Source organism: Paracoccus sp. Ld10 (genome assembly GCF_045064235.1).
Lineage (GTDB): Bacteria > Pseudomonadota > Alphaproteobacteria > Rhodobacterales > Rhodobacteraceae > Paracoccus.
In genome coordinates this window covers 52,569-73,752 of sequence record NZ_JBISHD010000029.1, presented here as the reverse complement: position 1 = coordinate 73,752, position 21,184 = coordinate 52,569, and the positions used below count along the sequence as shown (strand labels likewise).

Below are 21,184 nucleotides of genomic sequence, written 5' to 3'. Positions count from 1 at the left end.
CCCCTGCCCCGCTATGCCCCGACCCAGCAAAAGGAGCCTTCCATGATCCCGCGTTACAGCCGCCCCGAAATGGTCGCCATCTGGTCCCCCGAGACCAAGTTCCGCATCTGGTACGAGATCGAGGCCCATGCCTGCGACGCGCAGGCCGATCTGGGCGTGATCCCGCGCGAGAATGCCGAGGCCGTCTGGAAGGCCCGCGATGTCCAGTTCGACGTGGCCCGCATCGACGAGATCGAGGCCGTTACGAAACATGACGTCATCGCGTTCCTGACGCATCTGGCCGAACATGTAGGCGCCGACCAGGCGCGCTTTGTCCACCAGGGCATGACCAGCAGCGACGTGCTGGACACCACGCTGAACGTCCAGCTGGTCCGCGCCAGCGACCTGTTGCTGGCCGGAATGGACCGGGTGCTGGCCGCGCTGAAAACCCGCGCGCATGAGCACAAGGACACCGTCCGCATCGGTCGCAGCCACGGCATCCATGCGGAACCCACCACGATGGGCCTGACCTTTGCCCGTTTCTATGCGGAAATGGCCCGGGGCCGCGCCCGTCTGCTGGCCGCGCGCGAAGAGATCGCCACGGGCGCCATCAGCGGCGCGGTCGGCACATTCGCCAATATCGACCCCGCGGTCGAAGAACACGTCTGCGCGAAACTGGGTCTGCGCCCAGAACCGATCAGCACCCAGGTCATTCCGCGCGACCGTCATGCCATGTTCTTTGCCGTGCTGGGCGTCATCGCCAGCAGCATCGAGAACATCGCGATCGAGATCCGCCACATGCAGCGCACCGAGGTTCTGGAGGCCGAAGAGTTCTTCAGCCCCGGCCAGAAGGGGTCGTCGGCGATGCCCCACAAGCGCAACCCGGTGCTGACGGAAAACCTGACCGGTCTGGCGCGTCTGGTGCGCATGTCGGTCGTCCCGGCGATGGAGAACGTGGCCCTGTGGCACGAGCGCGACATCAGCCATTCGTCGGTCGAACGCACCATCGGGCCGGACACAACGATCACCCTGGATTTTGCGCTGCACCGTCTGGCAGGCGTGGTCGAGAAACTGGTGATCTATCCCGAAAACATGCTGCGCAACATGAACCAGTTCAAAGGGTTGGTGATGTCTCAGCGGGTTCTGCTGGCCCTGACGCAGGCCGGCGTATCACGCGAGGACAGCTATCGCCTGGTTCAGCGCAATGCCATGAAGGTCTGGGAAAAGGGTGCCGATTTCCGCACCGAACTGCTGGCCGACGCAGAGGTCACGGCCGCCCTGACCCCTGATCAGATCAACGAAAAGTTCGATCTGGGCTATCACACAAAGCATGTCGACACGATCTTTGCTCGCGTCTTTGGCGCCGATCCGCTGTAAAATCGGGACGCTGTCAACCTGGCGTTAAGGCTGTCGTGTCAATCTGCCGTCGGACGCGATGACGGAGGCGGGGCGATGACAAGCCAGACAGAGCTGAACCAGCGGCAGAAGGCGGCGGTGATCGTACGCCTTTTGCTGGACGATGACGAGGTCGCGGGGCTGGACCGGTTGAACACCAGTACCCAGACCCTGTTGGCACAGGAAATGGCCGGGATGGAGCTGATCGACCGCACCATCCGCGATGCCGTCATCACCGAATTCTGCGACAGGTTGGAATCGGTCGGCGTCACCTTTCCGGGCGATCTGGACGGAACGCTGGCGATGCTGGGCGCGCGCCTGTCGGATGACAGCTCGGACGCGCTGCGGCGCACGGCGGCGATCACCGGGCAATCGGACCCGTGGGCTCGCCTGTGCAACCTGCCCAAGGAATCGCTCATCGCGTTGGCCAATGCGGAATCCGTGGAACTGGTGGCACTGATGCTGTCCAAGCTGCCGGTCGAGGCCGCATCCGCCACATTCATCGCCTTGCCCCGCGAACGGGCACGCGTCGTGGCCCAGGCGATGTCGATGACATCAGGCGTGACGCCCGTCGCGTTGCGTCGGGTCGGTCTGGTGCTGCTGCAGGCCGCCGAGGCACTGCCCAAACCCGCCATCGCAACGCCCGCCTGCGACCGTATGGGGGCAATCCTGAACTTTGCCACCGCCGACCTGCGCGACGACGTGCTGGGCGCGCTGGATGAACGCGACATAGAATTTGCGGACGGGGTTCGCAGGGCGATCTTCATCTTTGCGCATATCCCGACCCGGATCGAGCCGCGCGACGTTCCCAAAATTGTCCGCGAACTGGATCAGACCACGCTGGTCCGCGCACTGGCCGCCCCGGCCGAGGCCGATGCCACCGCCGCCGATTTCATCCTGTCGAACCTGTCGCAGCGCATGTCCGACGGCCTGCGCGAAGAGCGCGAGGCCTTGGGCAAACCCCGACCCAAGGATGTCGAGGAGGCCATGACCGAGGTTATCGGCGCGATCCGCCGTTTGCAGGAGGACGGCCAGCTGACACTGAAGATGCCGCAGGACGACGAATAGGGCCTTGGCGCGGGGCCGTCCCCGCGCGATAATCCGGGCACCGGAGGTGCGGATGACCAATCAGATCGCGATTGTCCTGATGCTGCTGATTGCCGCAGCCTTTGCCGTGGACCAACTGTGGTTCGACGGCCACCTGCCATTGGTTGCTGCACGGGCGATGGACCAGTTCATCACGTATCTCAGCTTTTGGCGGTGACGGGCAAGTTTGCACGCCGTTTCGGCATTTGCATCGCCCCTGCCGTCACGCTACACCACGGGCAACCACCACCTGCTCGAGAGGGATACCCATGGCAGTCAAGGTCGCCATCAACGGCTTCGGCCGGATCGGTCGCAACGTCCTGCGCGCAATCATCGAATCGGGCCGCACCGATATCGAGGTTGTCGCCATCAACGACCTGGGCCCGGTCGAGACGAACGCCCACCTGCTGCGCTATGACAGCGTGCACGGCCGCTTTCCGGCCAAGGTCACGGTGGACGGATCGTCCATCAACGTAGGTCGCGGCCCGATCAAGGTCACTGCGATCCGCAACCCGGCTGAACTGCCTTGGGGCGATGTCGACATCATCATGGAATGCACGGGGCTGTTCACGTCCAAGGAAAAAGTGCAGGCCCATCTGTCCACCGGCGCCAAGCGGGTCTTGATCTCGGCGCCCGGCGAGGATGCAGACAAGACCATTGTGTATGGCGTGAACCACGACACGCTGACCAAGGATGATCTGGTTGTGTCGAACGCCAGCTGCACCACCAACTGTCTGTCGCCCGTGGTCAAGGTGCTGAACGACACGATCGGCATCGATCGTGGCTTCATGACCACGATCCACAGCTATACCGGCGACCAGCCGACGTTGGACACCATGCATAAGGACCTGTACCGCGGACGCGCCGCGGCACTGTCGATGATCCCGACGTCGACCGGGGCTGCCAAGGCCGTGGGTCTGGTGTTGCCGGAACTGAAGGGCAAACTGGACGGCGTGGCGATCCGGGTTCCGACGCCCAACGTGTCGGTTGTGGACCTGGTATTTGAGGCCAGCCGCGACACGTCGATCGCCGAGATCAACGATGCCATCAAAGCGGCTGCCGACGGCCCGCTGAAGGGTGTGCTGGGCTATACGGACGAACCGCTGGTGTCGTCGGACTTCAACCACGATCCGCATTCGTCGATCTTTCACATGGACCAGACCAAGGTCATGGAGGGCCGCATGGTCCGCATCCTGACCTGGTATGACAACGAATGGGGTTTCTCGAACCGCATGTCGGACACGGCCGTGGCGATGGGCAAGCTGATCTGATCCCGGTATCACAGCATCAAGAAAGGGCCCTGTTTCAGGGCCCTTTTTCATGACGTGGTCACAGGATCAATCGGCGTAGATCATCCGGACACTCATCCCGCCATCGACGACGAAACGCTGTCCGGTCACGAACCCGGCCTCGTCCGATGCCAGCCATGCCACAAGGCCCGCGACGTCTTCGACCCGTCCCACGCGACCCACGGGATGCTGGTTGCGGTCTGCGTCAGAATGGATCGCGTCGCTGCGATTGGCGGCTCTCTGCCAAGGTCCGGTATCGATCCAACCGGGCAGGATACAATTCACGCGGATATCTGGCCCCAGACTGACCGCCAACGCATGGGTCATCGCGACCAGGGCGCCCTTGGCCGCAGCGTAGGCCTCGGTATCAGGTTCAGACTGAAACGCGCGGGTCGAGGCCATCGTGATAATACTGCCTCGCGCCTGCCGCAAAAGCGGCACTGTGGCGCGGATCACCAGAAATGCGCCGGTCACGTGGCTGTCCTGCCACCGGCGCCAGTCGTCAAGGCTAAGATCCTCAATGGGGCCGCAGACGGGGTCGGCGATACCCGCGTTTGACACCACCAAGTTCAGGCCCGCCCCGGCCAGCCATCCCTGCAGGGCAAGCATCCCTTGGGTGACCTGCCGTTCGTCACCCACATCGATGGGCAGGACCAAAAGTCCGGGATCCGCTGCGCCGATTTCATCCAGCGCCTCGGCATCCACATCGAAAACCGCAACGCGCCATCCATCAGATCGCAATCGCGTGATGACGCCTTTGCCAATCCCCTGTGCGCCGCCGGTGACCAGTGCCGTCTTCATTTGCCCGCTCCATCCTGATGCTGCGTCAGACACCAACCGGACACATGCATGGGTTGTTCCGCGTCAGCTGATGTTGCCCGCCGACAGACGCCGCGAATTGGCACGCGTCCGGCGGCCATAGGGGCGCATGCCAGCCGAAAGCATACGCTCGGCATTTTGCCCGCGCATCCCCGCGCTGGCCATTGCAAACAGCGATTCCGACACGGCTGCCTGTTTCTCGGCGACCATGCGAAACGGCTCTCCGGGGGCCTGAACCATCAGGCCCATCATGCCTGCCATGCGCAGACCGATAACCATGTTCGATTCGATCGCGATGCGCGCGAACTGTGATGCAAGCCGGACCTGGGCTGCAGGGGATATCATTGGCATCATCGACAAAGTTCCTTTTGGCCGCCAGCAATGGAACCTGCCCGGCAACGCCACAGTGCGCCCCATGGCGCAGACACTCAACCGCGACTTTCGAACAGGGTTCCCGAAATCTGAACGCGCCTGCTTGGCAAGACGGTCCTGCCGTGGTTAGAGGCAGTCTCATGACACAGACGCTGACCCTTCGCCGCCCGGACGACTGGCACCTGCATTTGCGCGATGGCGCGATGCTGGCTGCCGTTGCGCCGCATTCCGCGCATTTCGGCCGCGCGATCATCATGCCCAATCTGGTGCCGCCGGTCACGACCGGCGCCCAGGCCGCCGCCTATCGCGACCGGATCCGCGCGGCTCTGCCTGCGGGCGCGGCGTTGGACCCGCAGATGGTGCTGTACCTGACCGACACGACGGATGCCGCTGACGTGGTGGCGGCGTTCCGCGACGGGATCATCCGCGCGGTCAAGCTGTACCCGGCAGGTGCCACGACCAACAGCGCATCGGGCGTGACCGATTTCAACCCCGTCCAGCCGGTGCTGGAGGCGATGGCCGAGGCCGGCGTCACCCTGTGCGTCCACGGAGAGGTCACCGACCCGTCCGTCGACATCTTTGACCGCGAGGCCGTGTTCATCGACACCATACTGGACCCGCTGCGCCGCCGCACGCCGGGCCTGCGCGTGGTGATGGAACATATCACCACGTCCCAGGGCGTCGATTACGCCCGCGCGGGCGGCGACGACCTGGCCGCGACGATCACCACGCATCACCTGGTCATCAACCGCAACGCGATCCTGGCCGGGGGCATCCGGCCGCATTATTATTGCCTGCCCGTCGCGAAACGCGAATCGCACCGCCTGGCGCTGCGCGAGGCTGCGACATCGGGCGATGCACGGTTCTTTCTGGGCACCGACAGCGCACCGCACACCGACGCAGCCAAGCTCCAGCCCTGCGGCTGCGCGGGCTGTTTCACGGCACCGAACACCATGTCGATCCTGGCGCAGGCGTTTCAGGACGACGGCGCGCTGGACCGGCTGGAGGCATTCACCGCGCTGAACGGCGCGGCCTTTTACCGGATGGCGCCGAACGAGGACCGCATCACCCTGACGCGCCGCGACACGCCGGTCGAATTCCCAACACAGATCACTGCGGGGGATGAAACCGTCACCGTCTTTGACCCCGGATTTCCGCTGTTCTGGCACCTGGAGGACATATGAGCCTGACATTCCCCGCGCGTGAAGAGATCGCCCGCCTGACCGCCCGGATGCTGCTGGAGATCAAGGCCGTCGATTTCAATGCGGCCCAGCCCTTTACCTATGCGTCCGGCCTCAAGGGCCCGACCTATGTCGATTGTCGCCGCATCATCAGCTTTCCACGGGTCCGCAGCACGCTGATGGATTTCATGGCAGCGACCGTCATGCGCGACGCGGGCTTCGAGGCCTTCGACAACGTCGCGGGCGGTGAAACGGCGGGCATCCCCTTTGGCGCACTGGTCGCTGAACGGTTGGGCCTGCCGATGACGTATGTGCGCAAGAAACCCAAGGGTTACGGCCGCAACGCCCGCATCGAAGGCGTGATGACCGAGGGTCAGCGCGTTCTGCTGGTCGAGGATCTGACCACCGACGGCGGCAGCAAGCTGTCCTTTGTCGATGCGATCCGCGAGACGGGGGCGACCTGCAGCCATACGGCGGTGATCTTCTACTATGGCATCTTTCCAGAAACCACGCAGCGACTGGCCGATCACGGCGTGGCGCTGCACCACCTGTGCACGTGGTGGGACGTTCTGGCCGAAGCCCGCGCGCAGGGGTCGTTCGACGACGCGACCCTGACCGAGGTCGAGGCATTCCTGACCGATCCGCGCGCCTGGCAGGCGGCAAACGGCTGATCGGGGGTTATCCCCAACAAACTGCGGCCGGCCCCATGACGCGGCCGGCCGCTTCGGTTTAATCTGGGCCACAACCAACAAAGGGGCAGGCAGACCATGAGCTCTCTCACCGTCACCAGCGCGCATTTCATCGTCCCCGGACAGGCCGACGGCCCCGAGGACAAGCAGGCCATCCCCTTTTCGCTGGAGGCCGAGCAGCAATTGCTGGGTGCGTTGCTGACCAACAACGACGTGTTCGACCGGGTCAGCCAGATCATCAAGTCGGACCATTTCTATCACCCGGTCCATGCGCGCATCTTTGACATCTGCGCCGAACGCATCCGCCGCAACGCGCTGGCAAGCCCGGTCACGATCAAGGCATTCCTTGAGAACGACGACGGCCTCAAGGAGCTGGGTGGCCCGGCCTATCTGGCCCGCATGGCGGCGGCGGCGATCAGCGCCTATGCCGCGCGCGACTATGCCCAGATGATCCGCGAATTCGCCCTGCGGCGCGAGCTGATGACCCTGGGCCAGGACATTGCCGCCCGCGCCTCCACCGTCGAGGTGGGCGACGATGCCGAGGAACAGATCAAGGCCGCGGAACAGACGCTGTACAAGCTGGGCGAGGCCGGTGTGGCCGAACGCGGGTTTCAGTCGTTCCTCAAGGCCGTGACGGGCGCGGTCCAGGTCGCCAACGCCGCCTATCAGCGCGACGGCAAGCTGTCGGGCATTTCCACCGGGCTGATCGATCTGGACGGCAAGATGGGCGGTCTGAACAATTCGGACCTGATCATCCTGGCCGGGCGTCCGTCGATGGGCAAGACCGCGCTGGCGACCAACATCGCCTTCAACATCGCCAAAACGCACAAGCTGGGCGAAAAGCCCGACGGCACCCAGGGGTCCGTCGAGGGCGGCGTCGTGGGCTTCTTCAGCCTCGAGATGTCCGCAGAACAGCTGGCCGCCCGCATCCTGTCCGAGGCCGCCGAGGTTCCCTCCGAACGCATCCGTTCCGGCAACATGGACGAGGGCGAATTCCGTCGCTTCGTCGAGGCCGCGCACGCGCTGCAGAACTGCCCGCTGTTCATCGACGACACGCCCGCCCTGCCCATCAACCAACTGGCCGCCCGCGCCCGCAAGCTGAAACGCACGCACGGGCTGGACGTGCTGATCGTCGACTACCTTCAGCTGCTCAAGGCCGCGACCGCTAAGGACAGCCGCGTGAACGAGGTGTCGGAAATCACCCAGGGGCTCAAGGCCGTGGCCAAAGAGCTGAACATCCCCGTCATCGCCCTGTCCCAGCTGTCCCGCCAGGTCGAGAACCGCGAGGACAAGCGTCCTCAGCTGTCCGACCTGCGCGAATCCGGCTCGATTGAGCAGGACGCCGACATCGTGATGTTCGTGTTCCGCGAGGAATACTACAAGGAACGCGAAAAGCCCTCTGACAGCGATCTGGACGCGATGGCCCGGTGGCAGCAGATCATGGAGAACGTGCACGGCAAGGCCGAGGTTATCCTGGGCAAGCAGCGCCACGGCCCCATCGGCACCGTCGAACTGGCCTTCGAGGGTCAGTTCACCCGCTTCGGCAACCTTGCCCGAGACCGGCAAAGCCAATGGGACTGAGCCACCGATATCGGTCGTCACCATCGGCCCGCGGAATGTGCGCACCGCGTTCATGATGGCCGTCTGACGCGACCGTCCCGCCGTCCAAACGACGCCGCTGGTGACGGTCATCGATGTCGGCTGGTTCGTCACGCTGCTCAATGACACCACGCCGGTAGCCGCCACCCACATCAACCACGGCAACCTCACCCCCGCGCAGCTTAGGAGCAGGCACGGGCCACCAGTCTCTCCATCGTCGTCTGCGCCCGGTTCGCCGCGAACGACCACGGCACTGATGCGGGCGGTCCGGAGGGGGCGCCGCCCCCACCGGCGGGGGGTCCGGGGGGCAGGCCCCCCGGCCTTCGTCGCGGGACGCAATCCATCTGGCGCATCCCCCCGCCGCCGCGCTATGGATTTCACGCGGGCGACTTGCAGATCGTGCAGCCCCCCGTCGAAAGGTCCGACCATGCGCACGCCTCCTCATCTGCTGACCCTCGTCGCCCTGTCCGGGGTGTCGGCCCTGTCGATGAACGTGTTCCTCCCCTCGCTTCCCGGCATGGCGCGCGATTTCGACGTCGATTACGGCGTGATGCAGCTGTCGGTGTCGGCCTATATCGGCGCCAGTGCGGTGCTGCAGCTGCTGGGCGGCCCGCTCAGCGACCGCTTCGGGCGCCGTCCTGTGGTGATCTGCGGGCTGGTGGGCTTCCTGCTGGCCACCATCGGCACCCTGCTGGCGACCACCGCGACCACCTTCCTGATCTTCAGGCTGGCCCAATCGGTGATCACCGTCTGCATGCTGGTTCCCCGCGCCGTCATCCGCGATCTTTATGACGGCGACCGGGCGGCCTCGATGCTGGGCTATGTGACGATGGGCATGGCCGTCGTGCCGATGATGGCTCCGGTCTTCGGCGGCGTCCTGGACGAACTGTTCGGCTGGCAGGCGAACTTTGCCGTCATGGGCCTGCTGGGCATCGCCGTGCTGACCCTGGCCTGGCGCGACATGGGAGAAACCGTCCGCGGTGGCGGAATGAGCCTGCGCGCACAGATGGTCAATTATCCGATCCTTGCACGATCGCATCGTTTCTGGGGCTATTGCCTGGCGGCCACGCTGTCTTCGGGTGCGTTTTTCGCCTATCTGGGCGGTGCGCCCTTCGTCGGCGAACAGGTCTTTGGCCTGACGCCCAAACAGGTCGGATACTGGTTCGCTGCGCCCTCGATCGGCTATCTGCTGGGTAATTTTCTGTCGGCGCGTTTTTCCCCCGTGCTGGGCCTGAACCGGATGATCCTGATCGGGGCGTTGACCTGCCTGACTGCCCTGTCGGCAGCGCTGCTGGTCGACCTTGCGGGCTTTGTGCGTCCTCTGATCTTCTTTGGCGCCATCGCGGTGATGGGACTGGGCAACGGCATGGTCCTGCCCAACGCAAATGCCGGCATGATGAGCGTCCGCCCGGAACTGGCCGGAACCGCATCGGGACTTGGCGGCGCGCTGGCCGTGGCCGGGGGCGCGGCCCTGTCGGCGCTGGCAGGTGCGCTGCTGCAGCCGGGCAGCGGTGCCACCCCGCTGCTGGGCATCATGTGTGCATCGGCCCTTGGCGGACTGCTGGCCATCACCTGGGTGCTGCGGCGCGAACGTCAGTTGGCCCTGCAAGGCTGAGCCACTTGCCTGACCGCCTTTGCAACCGCTAGAACCGGTTTTGCAAACGGGGGGCGGCCATGGCCACGCAAAAGATCTATGCCGGCAGCGCGCTGCGCGAAACACGCGCACGGGCCAGCCTGACGCAACGACATTTCGCGGAAAAGCTGGGCGTGTCCCTGCCCTATCTGTCCCAGATGGAAAACAACCACCGTCCCATCAGCGCGGGCGTGCTGCTGCGCCTGGCGCAGGAGTTCGGCGTCGATCTGACCACACTGGCCGCTGGCGACGCCGAACGCATGGTCATCGACATGCAGGAGGCGCTGGCCGATCCGCTGTTCGACGCCGCACCGCCGCTGGCAGAGCTGCGCCTGGCCGCCACCAATGCGCCGGTGCTGGCCCGCGCTTTTCTGGACCTGTACCGCGCCCACCGCGAAGGCCAGGAACGTCTGGCCGCCCTGGACGAGGCGATCGGCGCCGCCAGCCAGAACACCCTGTCGACCCCGTGGGAGGAGGTTCGTGACTTTTTCCACTATTGCGACAACTATATCGACGCCGTCGACCGCGCCGCCGAACGTTTTGCCTGTCCCGACGGGCAGCGGGGCGACCCGTGGGCGATGGCCGTGGCGGCGCTGGCCGCCAAGGGCATCCGCGTCCAACTGACCGAGCTGCCCGCCAACGCGGTCTTTCGCCGCGACGGCGACCGCCTGCTGGTCAATGCCGCGGCCGAGGCTCCGACCCGCCTGTTCCAGCTGCTGCATCTGGTCGCGCTGGAACGCCAGTCCGACCTGCTGGAGGCAGCGTTAAACCTGGCCCGATTCCGCAGCCCGACCGCCCGCCAGATCGCCCGGCTTGGCATGGCAAACTATTTTGCGGGTGCCGCGCTGATGCCGTATCGCGCCTTTATGGCGGCAGCACAGGCCGAACGGCATGATCTGGAACGGCTGTCGCATCTGTTCGACGCGTCGCTGGAACAGGTGGCGCACCGCCTGTCGACATTGCAACGCCCGGGCGCAAAAGGGGTCCCGTTCTTCTTTGTGCGCGTTGATCAGGCGGGCACGATCACCAAACGCCATTCCGCCACGCGATTGCAGTTTGCACGCTTTGGCGGCGCCTGTCCGTTGTGGAACGTCCATCAGGCGTTTGAACAACCGGGCCGTTTCCTGCGCCAGTTGGCAGAGACACCGGATGGGGTGCGCTATCTGCTGCTGTCGCGTGACGTGTCCAAACATCCCGGCGCCTTCAATGCGCCGGTCCGCCGGTTTGCGATCGGGCTGGGGGTCGAGGTGACCCATGCGGCGGGGCTGGTCTATGCCGATGGGTTGGACGTGACCAAACCAAGGGCCTATCAGCCGATCGGCATTTCGTGCCGGATCTGCCCGCGGCCCCATTGTCATCAGCGATCCGTCCCGCCGATCGATCGCCCCCTGCGCATTCCACAGGATCGCAACGGCCCACTGCCTTACGAAATCGCTTAACAGGCTGCGTTAACCCCGCGCTATTGGCGGATACCCGCCGACCAAGGCAGGGTTCCGCCAATCGCGGGAACTCTGACGCAGGGTCTTGTTGCCAAGAAGGCACAGCTGATGTTTACCCGTGTCCGAATGGAACAACCCGCCGATCTGCTAAAAACGGCGTGCCTTCGAGGGACAGTATCTGACAATGACGGTGATGGATCGACTGAACGCGTCGCTGGAAAAGTGGCTGCCGGAGCAACGCCTTTTCCTCCGCTCGGATGATACGACACGCTTTGTCCGCCTGCGCCCCGTGACCCAGATGGTCGGCATCAGCGGCATCACATTGGTCTTTGGCTGGACGCTGGTCGCCAGTTCTTTTCTGGTAATCGATGCGGTCAGCTCTGGTGACACCCGCGACCAGATCCAGCGCAGCCAGGCGGCATTCGAAGAACGTCTGGCCGAGTTGCAGACCGAGCGCGACGCCCGCGCTGCCGAGGCGCTGGCCGCACAGTCGCGCTTTGCCGTCGCGCTTGACCAGGTCTCGCAGATGCAATCGCAGTTGCTGTTGTCCGAGGAAAGCCGCCGCGAGATGGAAACCGGCCTTGCCGCCGTTCAGTCGACGCTGCGCGACACGATGGCTGATCGCGACATCGCCGTGGCTGACGCCGGGATCGCGCCCGCCCCCGACCGGACCGAGGAATTTTCGGTCGCGCTGGACATCCTGTCCGGAGAGCTGCGCAGCTCGGCCGATCAGCGGACCGAGGCCGTCGAGGAGGCCCAGGCCGCCAAGCTGACCGCGCAGGAGCTGACCGTCGAGCGCGACCAGATCCTGGCCCGCAACGACGAGATCCTGACCCAGCTGGAGGACGCGGTGACCGTATCCGTGGCCCCCCTGGACGAGGTTTTCCGCAATGTCGGCATGAACCCGGACGAGGTTCTGCGCACCATCCGCAGCGGCTATTCAGGCCAGGGTGGTCCGCTGACCCCGATGTCGTATTCGACGCGCGGCAATGCCGCGCTGACCGACACCGAGGTCAAGGCCCGCCAGATCATCGTCACGCTTGACCAGATGAACACCTATCGCATCGCCATCGAAAAGCTGCCGCTGGCCATGCCGGTGACTGCCAACTTTCGCTATACGTCGGGCTTTGGCCGCCGGTGGGGTCGCATGCACGAAGGTATCGACATGGCCGGCCCTGTCGGCACGCCGATCCACGTCACCGGCGACGGTGTCGTGACCTTTGCCGGTCGCCAGGGCGCCTATGGCAACCTGATCAAGATCCGCCACGAGTTGGGCACCGAGACACGCTATGCCCACCTGAGCCGTATCAATGTAAAAGTTGGCGATCGGGTGTCGCAAGGCGATCGGATCGGTGATATGGGGAATACCGGACGCTCGACCGGGCCGCACCTGCATTACGAGGTGCGGATGAACGGTCGGGCCGTGGACCCGATGAGCTTCATCAAGGCAGCAGACAATGTTCAGTAAGACCCGCGTGACCGAAAACCGCCCCAACCCGACCCCCGACGCCGTGCCGCAGACACCGACAGTCGCGCCCGACCGCAGCACCACCCCCGAGGCACCGGCTCCTGCCGCGCCGCGCGTGCGGGTTGCACCCTCGGTCATGTCCGCCGACCTTACGGTTACGGGCAACATCAAGACCCAGGGCGACATTCAGATCGAAGGTACCGTCGAGGGCGATATCCGTGCGCATCAGCTGACCATCGGCGAGTCCGCGACCATCAAGGGCGAGATCGTCGGCGACGACGTCATCGTTAACGGTCGTGTCATCGGCCGGGTGCGTGGCCTTCGGGTCCGCCTGACGGCCACCGCACGTGTCGAGGGCGATATCATCCACAAGACCATCGCGATCGAGTCCGGCGCCCATTTCGAAGGCTCTGTCCAGCGGCAGGAAGATCCGCTGAACAACGGCGGCACAAAAAAGCTGGCCCCCCCGACCGAGTGATCGTCCCTGCATCGTCTTGAATCGGCCCGCGTTTCGCGGGCTTTTTCATGGCTGACGGTCTGCCCGGTCTTGCGAACGCTGTCCGGTCCGGGTCCAATGCAGCCGAACCAAGGGGGATGGCGATGAAACTTGTTCGATATGGCGCGGCAGGGTCGGAACGGCCGGGGATGCTGGACGATGCGGGGCGGGTGCGCGATCTGTCGGGTCACGCCGATGATCTGGCCGGGGCGGTCCTGACCCGCGCCGGGCTGGCCCGGCTGGCGGCGCTGGACCCTGACGGCCTGCCGCTGGTGGACGGCATGCCGCAACAGGATCTGCGCCTTGGCGCCTGCGTCGCGGGTGTCGGCAAGTTCATCGGCATCGGCCTGAACTATGCCGATCACGCCGCCGAATCAGGAATGGACGTCCCGTCCGAGCCGGTCCTGTTCACGAAATGGACCAGCAGCATCGCCGGACCCGACGACGACCTGCATCTGCCCCGGGGATCGCAGGCGACCGATTGGGAGGTCGAACTGGGCATCGTGATCGGTGACGGGGGCCGGGACATTCCCATGGAACAGGCGCTGGATCACGTTGCGGGTTATTGCGTCGTCAACGACGTCAGCGAACGCGACTGGCAGATCCGCCGCGGCGGCAGCTGGGACAAGGGCAAGGGTTTCGACGGCTTTGGCCCCATCGGTCCCTGGCTGGTCACCCGCGACGAAATCCCGGACCCACAGGCCCTGCGCCTGTGGCTGGAGGTCGACGGCACCATGCGCCAGGACGGCAGCACCGCGACGATGGTGTTCGGCGTGGCGCATCTGGTGGCGTATTGTTCGACCTTTGCGACGCTGATGCCCGGCGACATCATTACCACGGGCACCCCGCCGGGCGTGGGCATGGGGCAAAAGCCGCCGGTCTATCTGCGCGACGGTCAGGTGATGCGGCTTGGCATCGACGGGTTGGGCATTCAGACCCAGACGGTCGTGGGATAGGGCGATGAACGCCATCATGATCACGGGTGCCGGCAGCGGTATCGGACAGGCCACCGCGCGGCTGTTTCTGGACCGTGGCTGGCGCGTCGGGCTGATCGGGCGCCGGGCCGACGCGTTGCGTCAGACCGCAGCGGGGCACGACAACGCGCTGGTCCTGCCCTGCGACATCACCGACGACGCTGCGGTCGAGGCCGCGTTTGGACAGGCCATGAAGGCATGGGGCCGGTTGGACGGGCTGTTCAACAATGCCGGTCGCGCGGCCCCTCTGGCCGATCCCGACCAGCTGTCGCCCGATGATTTCCGCGATGTGATCGCCACCAACGTGACCGGTATGTTCCTTTGCGCCCGCGCGGCATTCGCCGCGATGCGCGCACAGTCGCCTCAGGGCGGGCGGATCATCAACAACGGATCGGTCGCGGCCCACGCGCCGCGTCTGGGTTCGGTGGCGTATACGATGTCCAAGCATGCCGTGACCGGCCTGACCCGCAGCCTGTCGCTGGACGGACGCGCGGTCAACATCGCCTGCGGCCAAATCGACGTGGGCAACGCCGCCACGCAACTGCTGCGAGAGGCCGCCGCCCGTGACCCGGACGCGGAACCGGTGATCGACGTCGCCACCGTGGCCGATGCGGTATGGCACATGGCCACCCTGCCCCACGGCGCGAATGTTCAGTTCATGACGCTGATCGCGACCAACATGCCCTTTATCGGGCGCGGCTAGCCATAGCGCTGGCGCAGCGCGTCGGCCACCGGGGGCGTGACGAATTTCGACACGTCCCCGCCCAGCCGCGCGATTTCCTTGACCAGCTTGGAGGCGATGGCCTGTCGGCGCGCATCGGCCATCATGAAGACGGTCTCTATGCTGCTGTCCAGCGCGCGGTTCATGCCGACCATCTGGAATTCATATTCGAAATCGGCCACCGCACGCAGGCCGCGCACGATGATGCTGGCCCCCACGTCGCGGGCGCAGTCGATCAACAGGTTCTCGAACGGGTGGACGACGATCTCTCCGCCGGTCCGGGCGACGATGGCATCGCATTCGGCCTGCACCATCGCCACGCGGGCCTCCAGATCGAACAGGGGGCCTTTGTCGCGGTTGATCGCGACGCCGATCACCAGCCGGTCGACCAGCGCCATCGCCCGCTGGATAATGTCGATATGTCCAAGCGTGATCGGATCAAAGGTTCCGGGATAAAGGCCGATGCGCATGGATATCGCGTCCTTGGGGTCATGGTCCTGACCCCAAGGCAAAGCGCATTTGCCCCCGGATTGCAAGATCGTGAAGGGCTGCGACGATGCGTCAGCTGCCCATGATCATCCCGGTCAGGGCCTCTTTCTCGGCGGCCAGTTCCTTGAGCCGCCCGCTGACCGCGTCCCCAATGGAAATCACACCCAGCATGTCACCCTGACCGTCCACCACCGGCATGTGGCGGAACCGCCCCTGTGTCATCCGTTCCAGGATGGTCAGCGCGTCCTCGCCGGTGGTGCAGGTCTGGACCTGCGTGGTCATCACACCGCTGACGGGCTGGGACAGCACGCCGGGACCATGCTTACCCAACTGGCGGACGATATCGCGTTCGGACAGGATCCCCTCGGGGCGGCGACCGTCGGACGACACCACCACCGCGCCGATGCGCTTTTCGGCCAGCAGGGTCGCGGCCTCGCCCAGGGGGGTGGTCGGTACGATGGTCACGATCGTCGCGGAATCGATCCACGGTTTGGCATTGTCGGATTTCATCGACAGCAACTGCTTGACCAGCATCACGGGCCTCCCTCGGACTTGTTCCCCTTCATCATTTTCGTCAAATCGGTCCACGTCAAGTGCGACCATCGGGGGCTGGGCAAAGCTGACCCTCCAACCGGACGACCTCGGCGCGGATCCCCTGCGCCACGGCCTCTGCCAACAGCGTCAGCCTGCGCGAGGCACGGTCGTCGGCATGTCGGATCAACCAAAAGCTGCGTTTCAGTGCGATGTGTCCGGTCAGCACGCGGCGCACCCCCGGTGCAAACGGGATCGCGAAATCATGCACGATGCCCAGACCCGCCCCCGCGCGCACCGCCTGCATCTGGACCGCCACCGAATTGCTGCTGATCTGGGCGGCCTCGACCCCCGTCGCGGACAGGTAATCCAGTTCGCGGTCAAAGATCATGTCGGGAATATAGCTGATCATCCGATGTCCGCGCAGATCCTCCAGCGCTTTCAACGGCGGATGTCGCGCCAGATAGTCGTCATGCCCGGCCAGATGCAGGTGGTAATCGACCAGCCGCTGGACCATCAACCGCCCCGTATCGGGGGGCGACACGACAATCGCCATGTCGGCCTCGCGCCGGGTCAGGTTCACCACGCGCGGCAGGGCGACGATCTGGATCTCCAGCCCCGGATGGGCGGCGCACAGGTCCCGCGCCACCTGCGGCAACAGATAGTTCGCGCAGCCGTCCGGCGCACCGATACGCAGCTGCCCCGTCAGGCCCGCATCGCCGGTCACAGCCTCTGTCGCGGCGGTGGCGGCACGTTCGGCAGCCTCGGCCGGGGCCATCAGGCGCGACCCTTCAGCGGTCAGCTGATAGCCGCCGGGCGTCTTGAGAAACAGCGCGGCACCGATCGACGCCTCCAGTCTGGCGATGCGGCGCCCCACGGTGGATGCGTCCATCGCCAGCCTGCGTCCCGCGCCCGACAGGCTTTCGGCCCGGGCAACGGCCAGAAATATGCGCAGATCGTCCCAATCCATGCCGCCACCTTTGCATAAACGCAAAACCCTTTTGCCAGCATTCCCCTTTCCTCCGCAATTCCGCAAGACTAGGCTGCCGCTACAGTTGCAGGAGGACGCGATGAAAGAGATACATCACTGGATCGACGGCAAGGAATACAAAGGCACTTCGGGCCGGTTTTCCGATGTCTTCAACCCCGCCACGGGCGAGGTTCAGGCCCGCCTGTCGCTGATCACCAAGACCGAGATGGACGACGCCATCGCCCGTGCCGCCAAGGCCCAGATCGCATGGGGCTCCACCAATCCACAGCGCCGCGCCCGCGTGATGATGGCATTCGTCGGCCTAATCAATCGCGACATGGACAAGCTGGCCGAGGCATTGTCGTCCGAACACGGCAAGACCTTTCCCGACGCCAAGGGCGACATCCAGCGTGGGTTGGAGGTGATCGAGTTCTGCATCGGCGCACCCCAGCTGCTGAAGGGCGAATTCACTGACAGCGCCGGCCCCGGCATCGACATGTATTCCATGCGTCAGCCCCTGGGCGTGGTCGCGGGCATCACGCCCTTCAATTTTCCGGCGATGATCCCGCTGTGGAAGATGGGCCCCGCCCTGTCCGCCGGCAACGCGATGATCCTGAAACCGTCCGAGCGTGACCCCTCCGTTCCGCTGATGCTGGCCAAGCTGCTGCAAGAGGCCGGCCTGCCCGACGGCGTGCTGCAGGTGGTGAACGGAGACAAGGAATCGGTCGATGCGATCCTGGACAGCGAGGTGATCCAGGCCGTGGGCTTTGTCGGCTCTACCCCCATTGCGCAGTATATCTATGAACGCGCCGCCGCGACCGGCAAGCGCGCGCAGTGTTTTGGTGGTGCCAAGAACCACATGATCATCATGCCCGACGCCGATCTGGATCAGGCTGCCGATGCGTTGGTCGGTGCCGGTTTCGGGGCCGCAGGCGAACGCTGCATGGCGATCTCGGTGGCCGTGCCGGTGGGCGACAAGACCGCCGATGCGCTGATAGAAAAGCTGATCCCGCGGATCGAAAAACTCAAGGTCGGTCCCTGGACCGCCGGCAACGACATCGATTACGGTCCGGTCGTGACCAAGGCCGCCAAGGAAAACATCCTGCGCCTGATCCAGACTGGCGTCGATCAGGGCGCGGATCTGGTCGTGGACAGCCGCGATTTCAACCTGCAGGGATACGAGGATGGCTTTTTTGTCGGTCCGCATCTCTTCGACCGCGTGACCCCCGACATGGACATCTACAAGACCGAGATCTTTGGCCCCGTCCTGTCCACGGTGCGCGCCGCCACCTATGAGGACGCGATCAAGCTGGCAATGGACCACGAATACGGCAACGGCACGGCGATCTATACCCGTGACGGCGACACGGCGCGCGATTTCGCGAACCGCATCAATATCGGCATGGTGGGCATCAACGTGCCGATCCCGGTGCCGCTGGCCTACCACACCTTCGGTGGCTGGAAGAAATCGGGTTTCGGCGACCTGAACCAGCACGGCCCTGACGCGTTCCGCTTCTATACGCGGACCAAGACCGTGACGGCACGCTGGCCGTCCGGGATCAAAGAAGGCGGAGAGTTCAACTTCAAGGCCATGGACTGACGCCGAAACGGCACGCAACGCCGCGACGTGCCGGGGGGCAGCCAGCCCCCCGGCACGTCGCGGGACGCAAAGCCGGCGCGTCGTGGCAATCAGGACGGGCCCATGACGACTGATCCCGACTTCACCTTGGGCATCGAAGAGGAATATCTTCTCGTCGATGCCGAAACCCTGCAGCTGGCCACGGCGCCCGACGCCCTGATGGATGCGCTCAAGGCCGATCTGGGCGATCAGGTCAGCCCCGAATTCCTGCGCTGTCAGGTCGAGATCGGCACCCCTGTCAGCGCCGACATCCGCACCGCGGGCGACCACCTGCGCAACCTGCGCGGCACCGTCGCCCGGCGCGCCGCCGAACACGGGCTGGCCCCCATCTCGGCCTCGTGCCACCCCTTTGCCGACTGGCGCGATCAGGATCACACCGACAAGGACCGCTATCATCAGCTGTCGCGCGACATGGGCGGCGTGGCACGGCGCATGCTGATCTGTGGCATGCATGTCCACGTCGGTATCCCCGATCCTGCGCAGCGCATCGACCTGATGAACCAGCTGGCCTATTTCCTGCCGCATTTGCTGGCCCTGTCCGCCTCCAGCCCCTTCTGGCTGGGCGAGGATACCGGCCTTGCGTCCTATCGCACCACGGTCTTTGGCGACATGCCCCGCACCGGCCTGCCCCCCCAAATGGGCAGCTGGGACGAATTCGAACGCTCGGTCCGGGCACTGACCGACCTGGGCATCATCGAAGACAGCAGCAAGATCTGGTGGGATCTGCGCCCCAGCGGCAAATATCCCACCCTGGAAACGCGCATCTGCGACGCCTGCCCGCGGATCGAGGATGCGTTGACCTTGGCCGCCCTGATTCAGACCACGCTGCGCATGCTGTGGCGCCTGTCGCGCAGCAACCAGCGCTGGCGGCAATACGAGCCATTCCTGCTGGCCGAGAACCGCTGGCGCGCGCTGCGCTATGGCACAACCGAAGGGCTGATCGATTTCGGCGCGGGCCGGATCATTCCGTTCGACCAGATCGCTGACGACTGGTTGGGCCTGATCGCACAGGACGCCGACGCGTTGGACTGTCAGCCCCATGTCGCGCGCCTGCGCGAGATGGTGTCCCACGGCACTTCGTCCGAGACACAGCGCGCCGTCCATGCCCGCGCCCGTCATGCAGGCGCCGACAATGACCACGCCCTGCGGGCCGTCACCCGCCACCTGACGCAGGAGTTCACCCGCGACCTGTGACCGCTTGCAACACTGTCGCAACATCTGTCAATTAAACGCCTGCTCAATTCAGCACGGTCCGGGGAGGGGCTGCCGATGGATTTCGCACTGACCGAGGAACAGCAGGCCATCTTTGGCATGGCACGCGATTTCGGGGCCGACCGCATCGCGCCCCATGCGCAGGCTTGGGAACGCCAAGGGACCATTCCGCGCGACCTGTGGCCAGACGTGGCGGCCCTGGGTCTGGGCGGCATCTTTGTCCGTGAAGATCACGGCGGCACAGGCCTGTCGCGGCTGGACGGCACGCTGGTCTTTGAGGCGCTGTCGATGGCCTGCCCCTCGGTCGCGTCCTTTCTGTCGATCCACAACATGTGCGGCGGCATGATCGACAGGTTCGGCGACGATCAAGCCCGCGAACGATGGCTGCCCGACCTGTGCGCGATGACCCGCATCTTCAGCTATTGCCTGACCGAACCGGGGTCCGGATCCGACGCCGCCGCCCTGCGCACCCGCGCCGACCGCGATGATCGGGGCTGGCGCCTGAACGGCACCAAGGCCTTTATCAGCGGCGGCGGCTACAGTGACGTCTATGTCGCGATGGTCCGCAGCGGCGCCGACGGCCCCAAGGGCATCAGTACCGTCATCGTGGAAAACGGCACCCCCGGCCTGTCCTTTGGCGGGCCGGAGGACAAGATGGGCTGGCGTTCCCAGCCCACCACCCAGGTCCAGTTCGACGATTGCATCCTGCCCGAGGACAACCTGCTGGGCGAGGAAGGCCGCGGTTTCACCTATGCCATGGCGGGACTGGACGGGGGGCGCCTGAACATCGCCGCCGCCGCCCTGGGCGGGGCGCAATCGGCGCTGGACCGCACGTTGGCCTACATGTCCGACCGCCGCGCATTCGGCAAATCGCTGGACCAGTTCCAGGCCCTGCAGTTCCGTCTGGCCGACATGGAAACCGCCCTGCAATCGGCCCGCATCTTTCTCCGACAGGCGGCGTGGAAGCTGGACCATGCCGCACCCGACGCGACCAAGTTCTGCGCGATGGCCAAGCTGTATGTCACCGACCGCGCCTTTGATGTGGCCAACCAGTGCCTGCAGCTGCATGGTGGCTATGGCTATCTGGCCGATTACGGGATCGAAAAGATCGTTCGCGACCTGCGCGTGCACCAGATCCTGGAGGGCACGAATGAGATCATGCGCCTGATCATCAGCCGCACCCTGTTGGCGGAAAGGCCCTGA

The 21,184-nt window shown here is 65.0% G+C and carries 22 protein-coding genes; 17 read left to right on the top strand and 5 right to left on the bottom strand.

Going from position 1 to position 21,184, the window contains the following annotated elements; genetic code table 11:
* Positions 1 to 42 precede the first annotated feature (42 nt).
* The 4 genes from purB (at position 43) to gap (ending at position 3,731) form a co-directional block, all read left to right on the top strand.
* Positions 43 to 1,356, top strand: a complete 1,314-nt coding sequence (gene purB, locus ACJJVR_RS11975; protein ID WP_405404845.1) for an adenylosuccinate lyase — start codon at positions 43 to 45, stop codon at positions 1,354 to 1,356.
* 75 nt (positions 1,357 to 1,431) lie between these two features.
* Positions 1,432 to 2,442 carry a FliG C-terminal domain-containing protein gene (locus ACJJVR_RS11970; RefSeq protein ID WP_405404843.1) on the top strand — a complete coding sequence of 337 codons (1,011 nt, stop codon included), beginning with the start codon at positions 1,432 to 1,434 and terminating at the stop codon, positions 2,440 to 2,442.
* 52 nt (positions 2,443 to 2,494) lie between these two features.
* Positions 2,495 to 2,638 (top strand): hypothetical protein, encoded by a 144-nt coding sequence (locus ACJJVR_RS11965; protein ID WP_405404841.1) that lies wholly within the window; start codon positions 2,495 to 2,497, stop codon positions 2,636 to 2,638.
* 91 nt (positions 2,639 to 2,729) lie between these two features.
* The gene (gap, locus tag ACJJVR_RS11960) at positions 2,730 to 3,731 is read left to right on the top strand and encodes a type I glyceraldehyde-3-phosphate dehydrogenase (protein WP_405404840.1); all 1,002 of its coding nucleotides are present in this window, start codon (positions 2,730 to 2,732) and stop codon (positions 3,729 to 3,731) included.
* Between the two features lie 66 nt (positions 3,732 to 3,797).
* On the opposite strand, the gene ACJJVR_RS11955 is transcribed toward gap, so the two are convergent.
* Positions 3,798 to 4,550, bottom strand: coding sequence for an SDR family oxidoreductase (locus ACJJVR_RS11955; RefSeq protein ID WP_405404838.1), 753 nt, complete (start codon positions 4,548 to 4,550; stop codon positions 3,798 to 3,800).
* A gap of 63 nt (positions 4,551 to 4,613) precedes the next feature.
* The gene (locus ACJJVR_RS11950) at positions 4,614 to 4,847 is read right to left on the bottom strand and encodes an antibiotic ABC transporter (RefSeq protein ID WP_405404837.1); all 234 of its coding nucleotides are present in this window, start codon (positions 4,845 to 4,847) and stop codon (positions 4,614 to 4,616) included.
* Here ACJJVR_RS11950 and ACJJVR_RS11945 point away from each other — a divergent pair.
* From ACJJVR_RS11945 to ACJJVR_RS11900, 10 genes are all read left to right on the top strand, one after another.
* Positions 4,846 to 5,070: a hypothetical protein gene (locus tag ACJJVR_RS11945; RefSeq protein ID WP_405404835.1), complete on the top strand. Its 225-nt coding sequence runs from the start codon at positions 4,846 to 4,848 to the stop codon at positions 5,068 to 5,070. The two genes, ACJJVR_RS11950 and ACJJVR_RS11945, sit on opposite strands and share 2 nt — an antisense overlap.
* A 10-nt stretch (positions 5,071 to 5,080) precedes the next feature.
* Positions 5,081 to 6,124, top strand: coding sequence for a dihydroorotase (gene pyrC / locus ACJJVR_RS11940; RefSeq protein ID WP_405404834.1), 1,044 nt, complete (start codon positions 5,081 to 5,083; stop codon positions 6,122 to 6,124).
* Positions 6,121 to 6,792 carry an orotate phosphoribosyltransferase gene (locus ACJJVR_RS11935; RefSeq protein WP_405404831.1) on the top strand — a complete coding sequence of 224 codons (672 nt, stop codon included), beginning with the start codon at positions 6,121 to 6,123 and terminating at the stop codon, positions 6,790 to 6,792. The genes pyrC and ACJJVR_RS11935 overlap by 4 nt, the downstream gene beginning before the upstream one ends.
* 96 nt (positions 6,793 to 6,888) lie before the next feature.
* The gene (locus ACJJVR_RS11930) at positions 6,889 to 8,391 is read left to right on the top strand and encodes a replicative DNA helicase (RefSeq protein ID WP_405404830.1); all 1,503 of its coding nucleotides are present in this window, start codon (positions 6,889 to 6,891) and stop codon (positions 8,389 to 8,391) included.
* Between the two features lie 445 nt (positions 8,392 to 8,836).
* Complete coding sequence (locus tag ACJJVR_RS11925) at positions 8,837 to 10,024, top strand: multidrug effflux MFS transporter (RefSeq protein WP_405404828.1); 1,188 nt, start codon at positions 8,837 to 8,839, stop codon at positions 10,022 to 10,024.
* 59 nt (positions 10,025 to 10,083) lie between these two features.
* On the top strand, positions 10,084 to 11,481 hold the full coding sequence (locus ACJJVR_RS11920) for a short-chain fatty acyl-CoA regulator family protein (RefSeq protein WP_405404827.1): 1,398 nt from the start codon (positions 10,084 to 10,086) through the stop codon (positions 11,479 to 11,481).
* A 193-nt stretch (positions 11,482 to 11,674) separates the two neighbouring features.
* The gene (locus tag ACJJVR_RS11915; RefSeq protein ID WP_405404826.1) at positions 11,675 to 12,949 is read left to right on the top strand and encodes a DUF5930 domain-containing protein; all 1,275 of its coding nucleotides are present in this window, start codon (positions 11,675 to 11,677) and stop codon (positions 12,947 to 12,949) included.
* Positions 12,939 to 13,427 (top strand): polymer-forming cytoskeletal protein, encoded by a 489-nt coding sequence (locus ACJJVR_RS11910; RefSeq protein ID WP_405404824.1) that lies wholly within the window; start codon positions 12,939 to 12,941, stop codon positions 13,425 to 13,427. Before ACJJVR_RS11915 ends, ACJJVR_RS11910 begins: the two co-directional genes overlap by 11 nt.
* 122 nt (positions 13,428 to 13,549) lie before the next feature.
* Positions 13,550 to 14,401 carry a fumarylacetoacetate hydrolase family protein gene (locus ACJJVR_RS11905; RefSeq protein WP_405404822.1) on the top strand — a complete coding sequence of 284 codons (852 nt, stop codon included), beginning with the start codon at positions 13,550 to 13,552 and terminating at the stop codon, positions 14,399 to 14,401.
* A gap of 4 nt (positions 14,402 to 14,405) precedes the next feature.
* Positions 14,406 to 15,122 (top strand): SDR family oxidoreductase, encoded by a 717-nt coding sequence (locus ACJJVR_RS11900; protein ID WP_405404820.1) that lies wholly within the window; start codon positions 14,406 to 14,408, stop codon positions 15,120 to 15,122.
* On the opposite strand, the gene coaD is transcribed toward ACJJVR_RS11900, so the two are convergent.
* The 3 genes from coaD to ACJJVR_RS11885 all read right to left on the bottom strand — a co-directional run bounded on the left by coaD (position 15,119) and on the right by ACJJVR_RS11885 (position 17,130).
* Positions 15,119 to 15,610 carry a pantetheine-phosphate adenylyltransferase gene (coaD, locus tag ACJJVR_RS11895; RefSeq protein ID WP_405404819.1) on the bottom strand — a complete coding sequence of 164 codons (492 nt, stop codon included), beginning with the start codon at positions 15,608 to 15,610 and terminating at the stop codon, positions 15,119 to 15,121. The genes ACJJVR_RS11900 and coaD overlap by 4 nt on opposite strands.
* 91 nt (positions 15,611 to 15,701) lie before the next feature.
* Positions 15,702 to 16,163 carry a CBS domain-containing protein gene (locus ACJJVR_RS11890; protein WP_405404817.1) on the bottom strand — a complete coding sequence of 154 codons (462 nt, stop codon included), beginning with the start codon at positions 16,161 to 16,163 and terminating at the stop codon, positions 15,702 to 15,704.
* A gap of 55 nt (positions 16,164 to 16,218) precedes the next feature.
* Entirely contained in the window at positions 16,219 to 17,130 is a 912-nt protein-coding gene (locus tag ACJJVR_RS11885; RefSeq protein ID WP_405404815.1) for a LysR family transcriptional regulator, read from the bottom strand.
* A 100-nt stretch (positions 17,131 to 17,230) separates the two neighbouring features.
* On the opposite strand from ACJJVR_RS11885, the gene ACJJVR_RS11880 reads away from it, so the two are divergent.
* From ACJJVR_RS11880 to ACJJVR_RS11870, 3 genes are all read left to right on the top strand, one after another.
* Complete coding sequence (locus ACJJVR_RS11880; RefSeq protein WP_405404813.1) at positions 17,231 to 18,730, top strand: CoA-acylating methylmalonate-semialdehyde dehydrogenase; 1,500 nt, start codon at positions 17,231 to 17,233, stop codon at positions 18,728 to 18,730.
* Between the two features lie 102 nt (positions 18,731 to 18,832).
* Positions 18,833 to 19,963, top strand: a complete 1,131-nt coding sequence (locus tag ACJJVR_RS11875; RefSeq protein ID WP_405404811.1) for a carboxylate-amine ligase — start codon at positions 18,833 to 18,835, stop codon at positions 19,961 to 19,963.
* 75 nt (positions 19,964 to 20,038) lie between these two features.
* A complete protein-coding gene (locus ACJJVR_RS11870; protein ID WP_405404810.1) occupies positions 20,039 to 21,184 on the top strand; it encodes an acyl-CoA dehydrogenase family protein in 1,146 nt (381 codons plus the stop codon).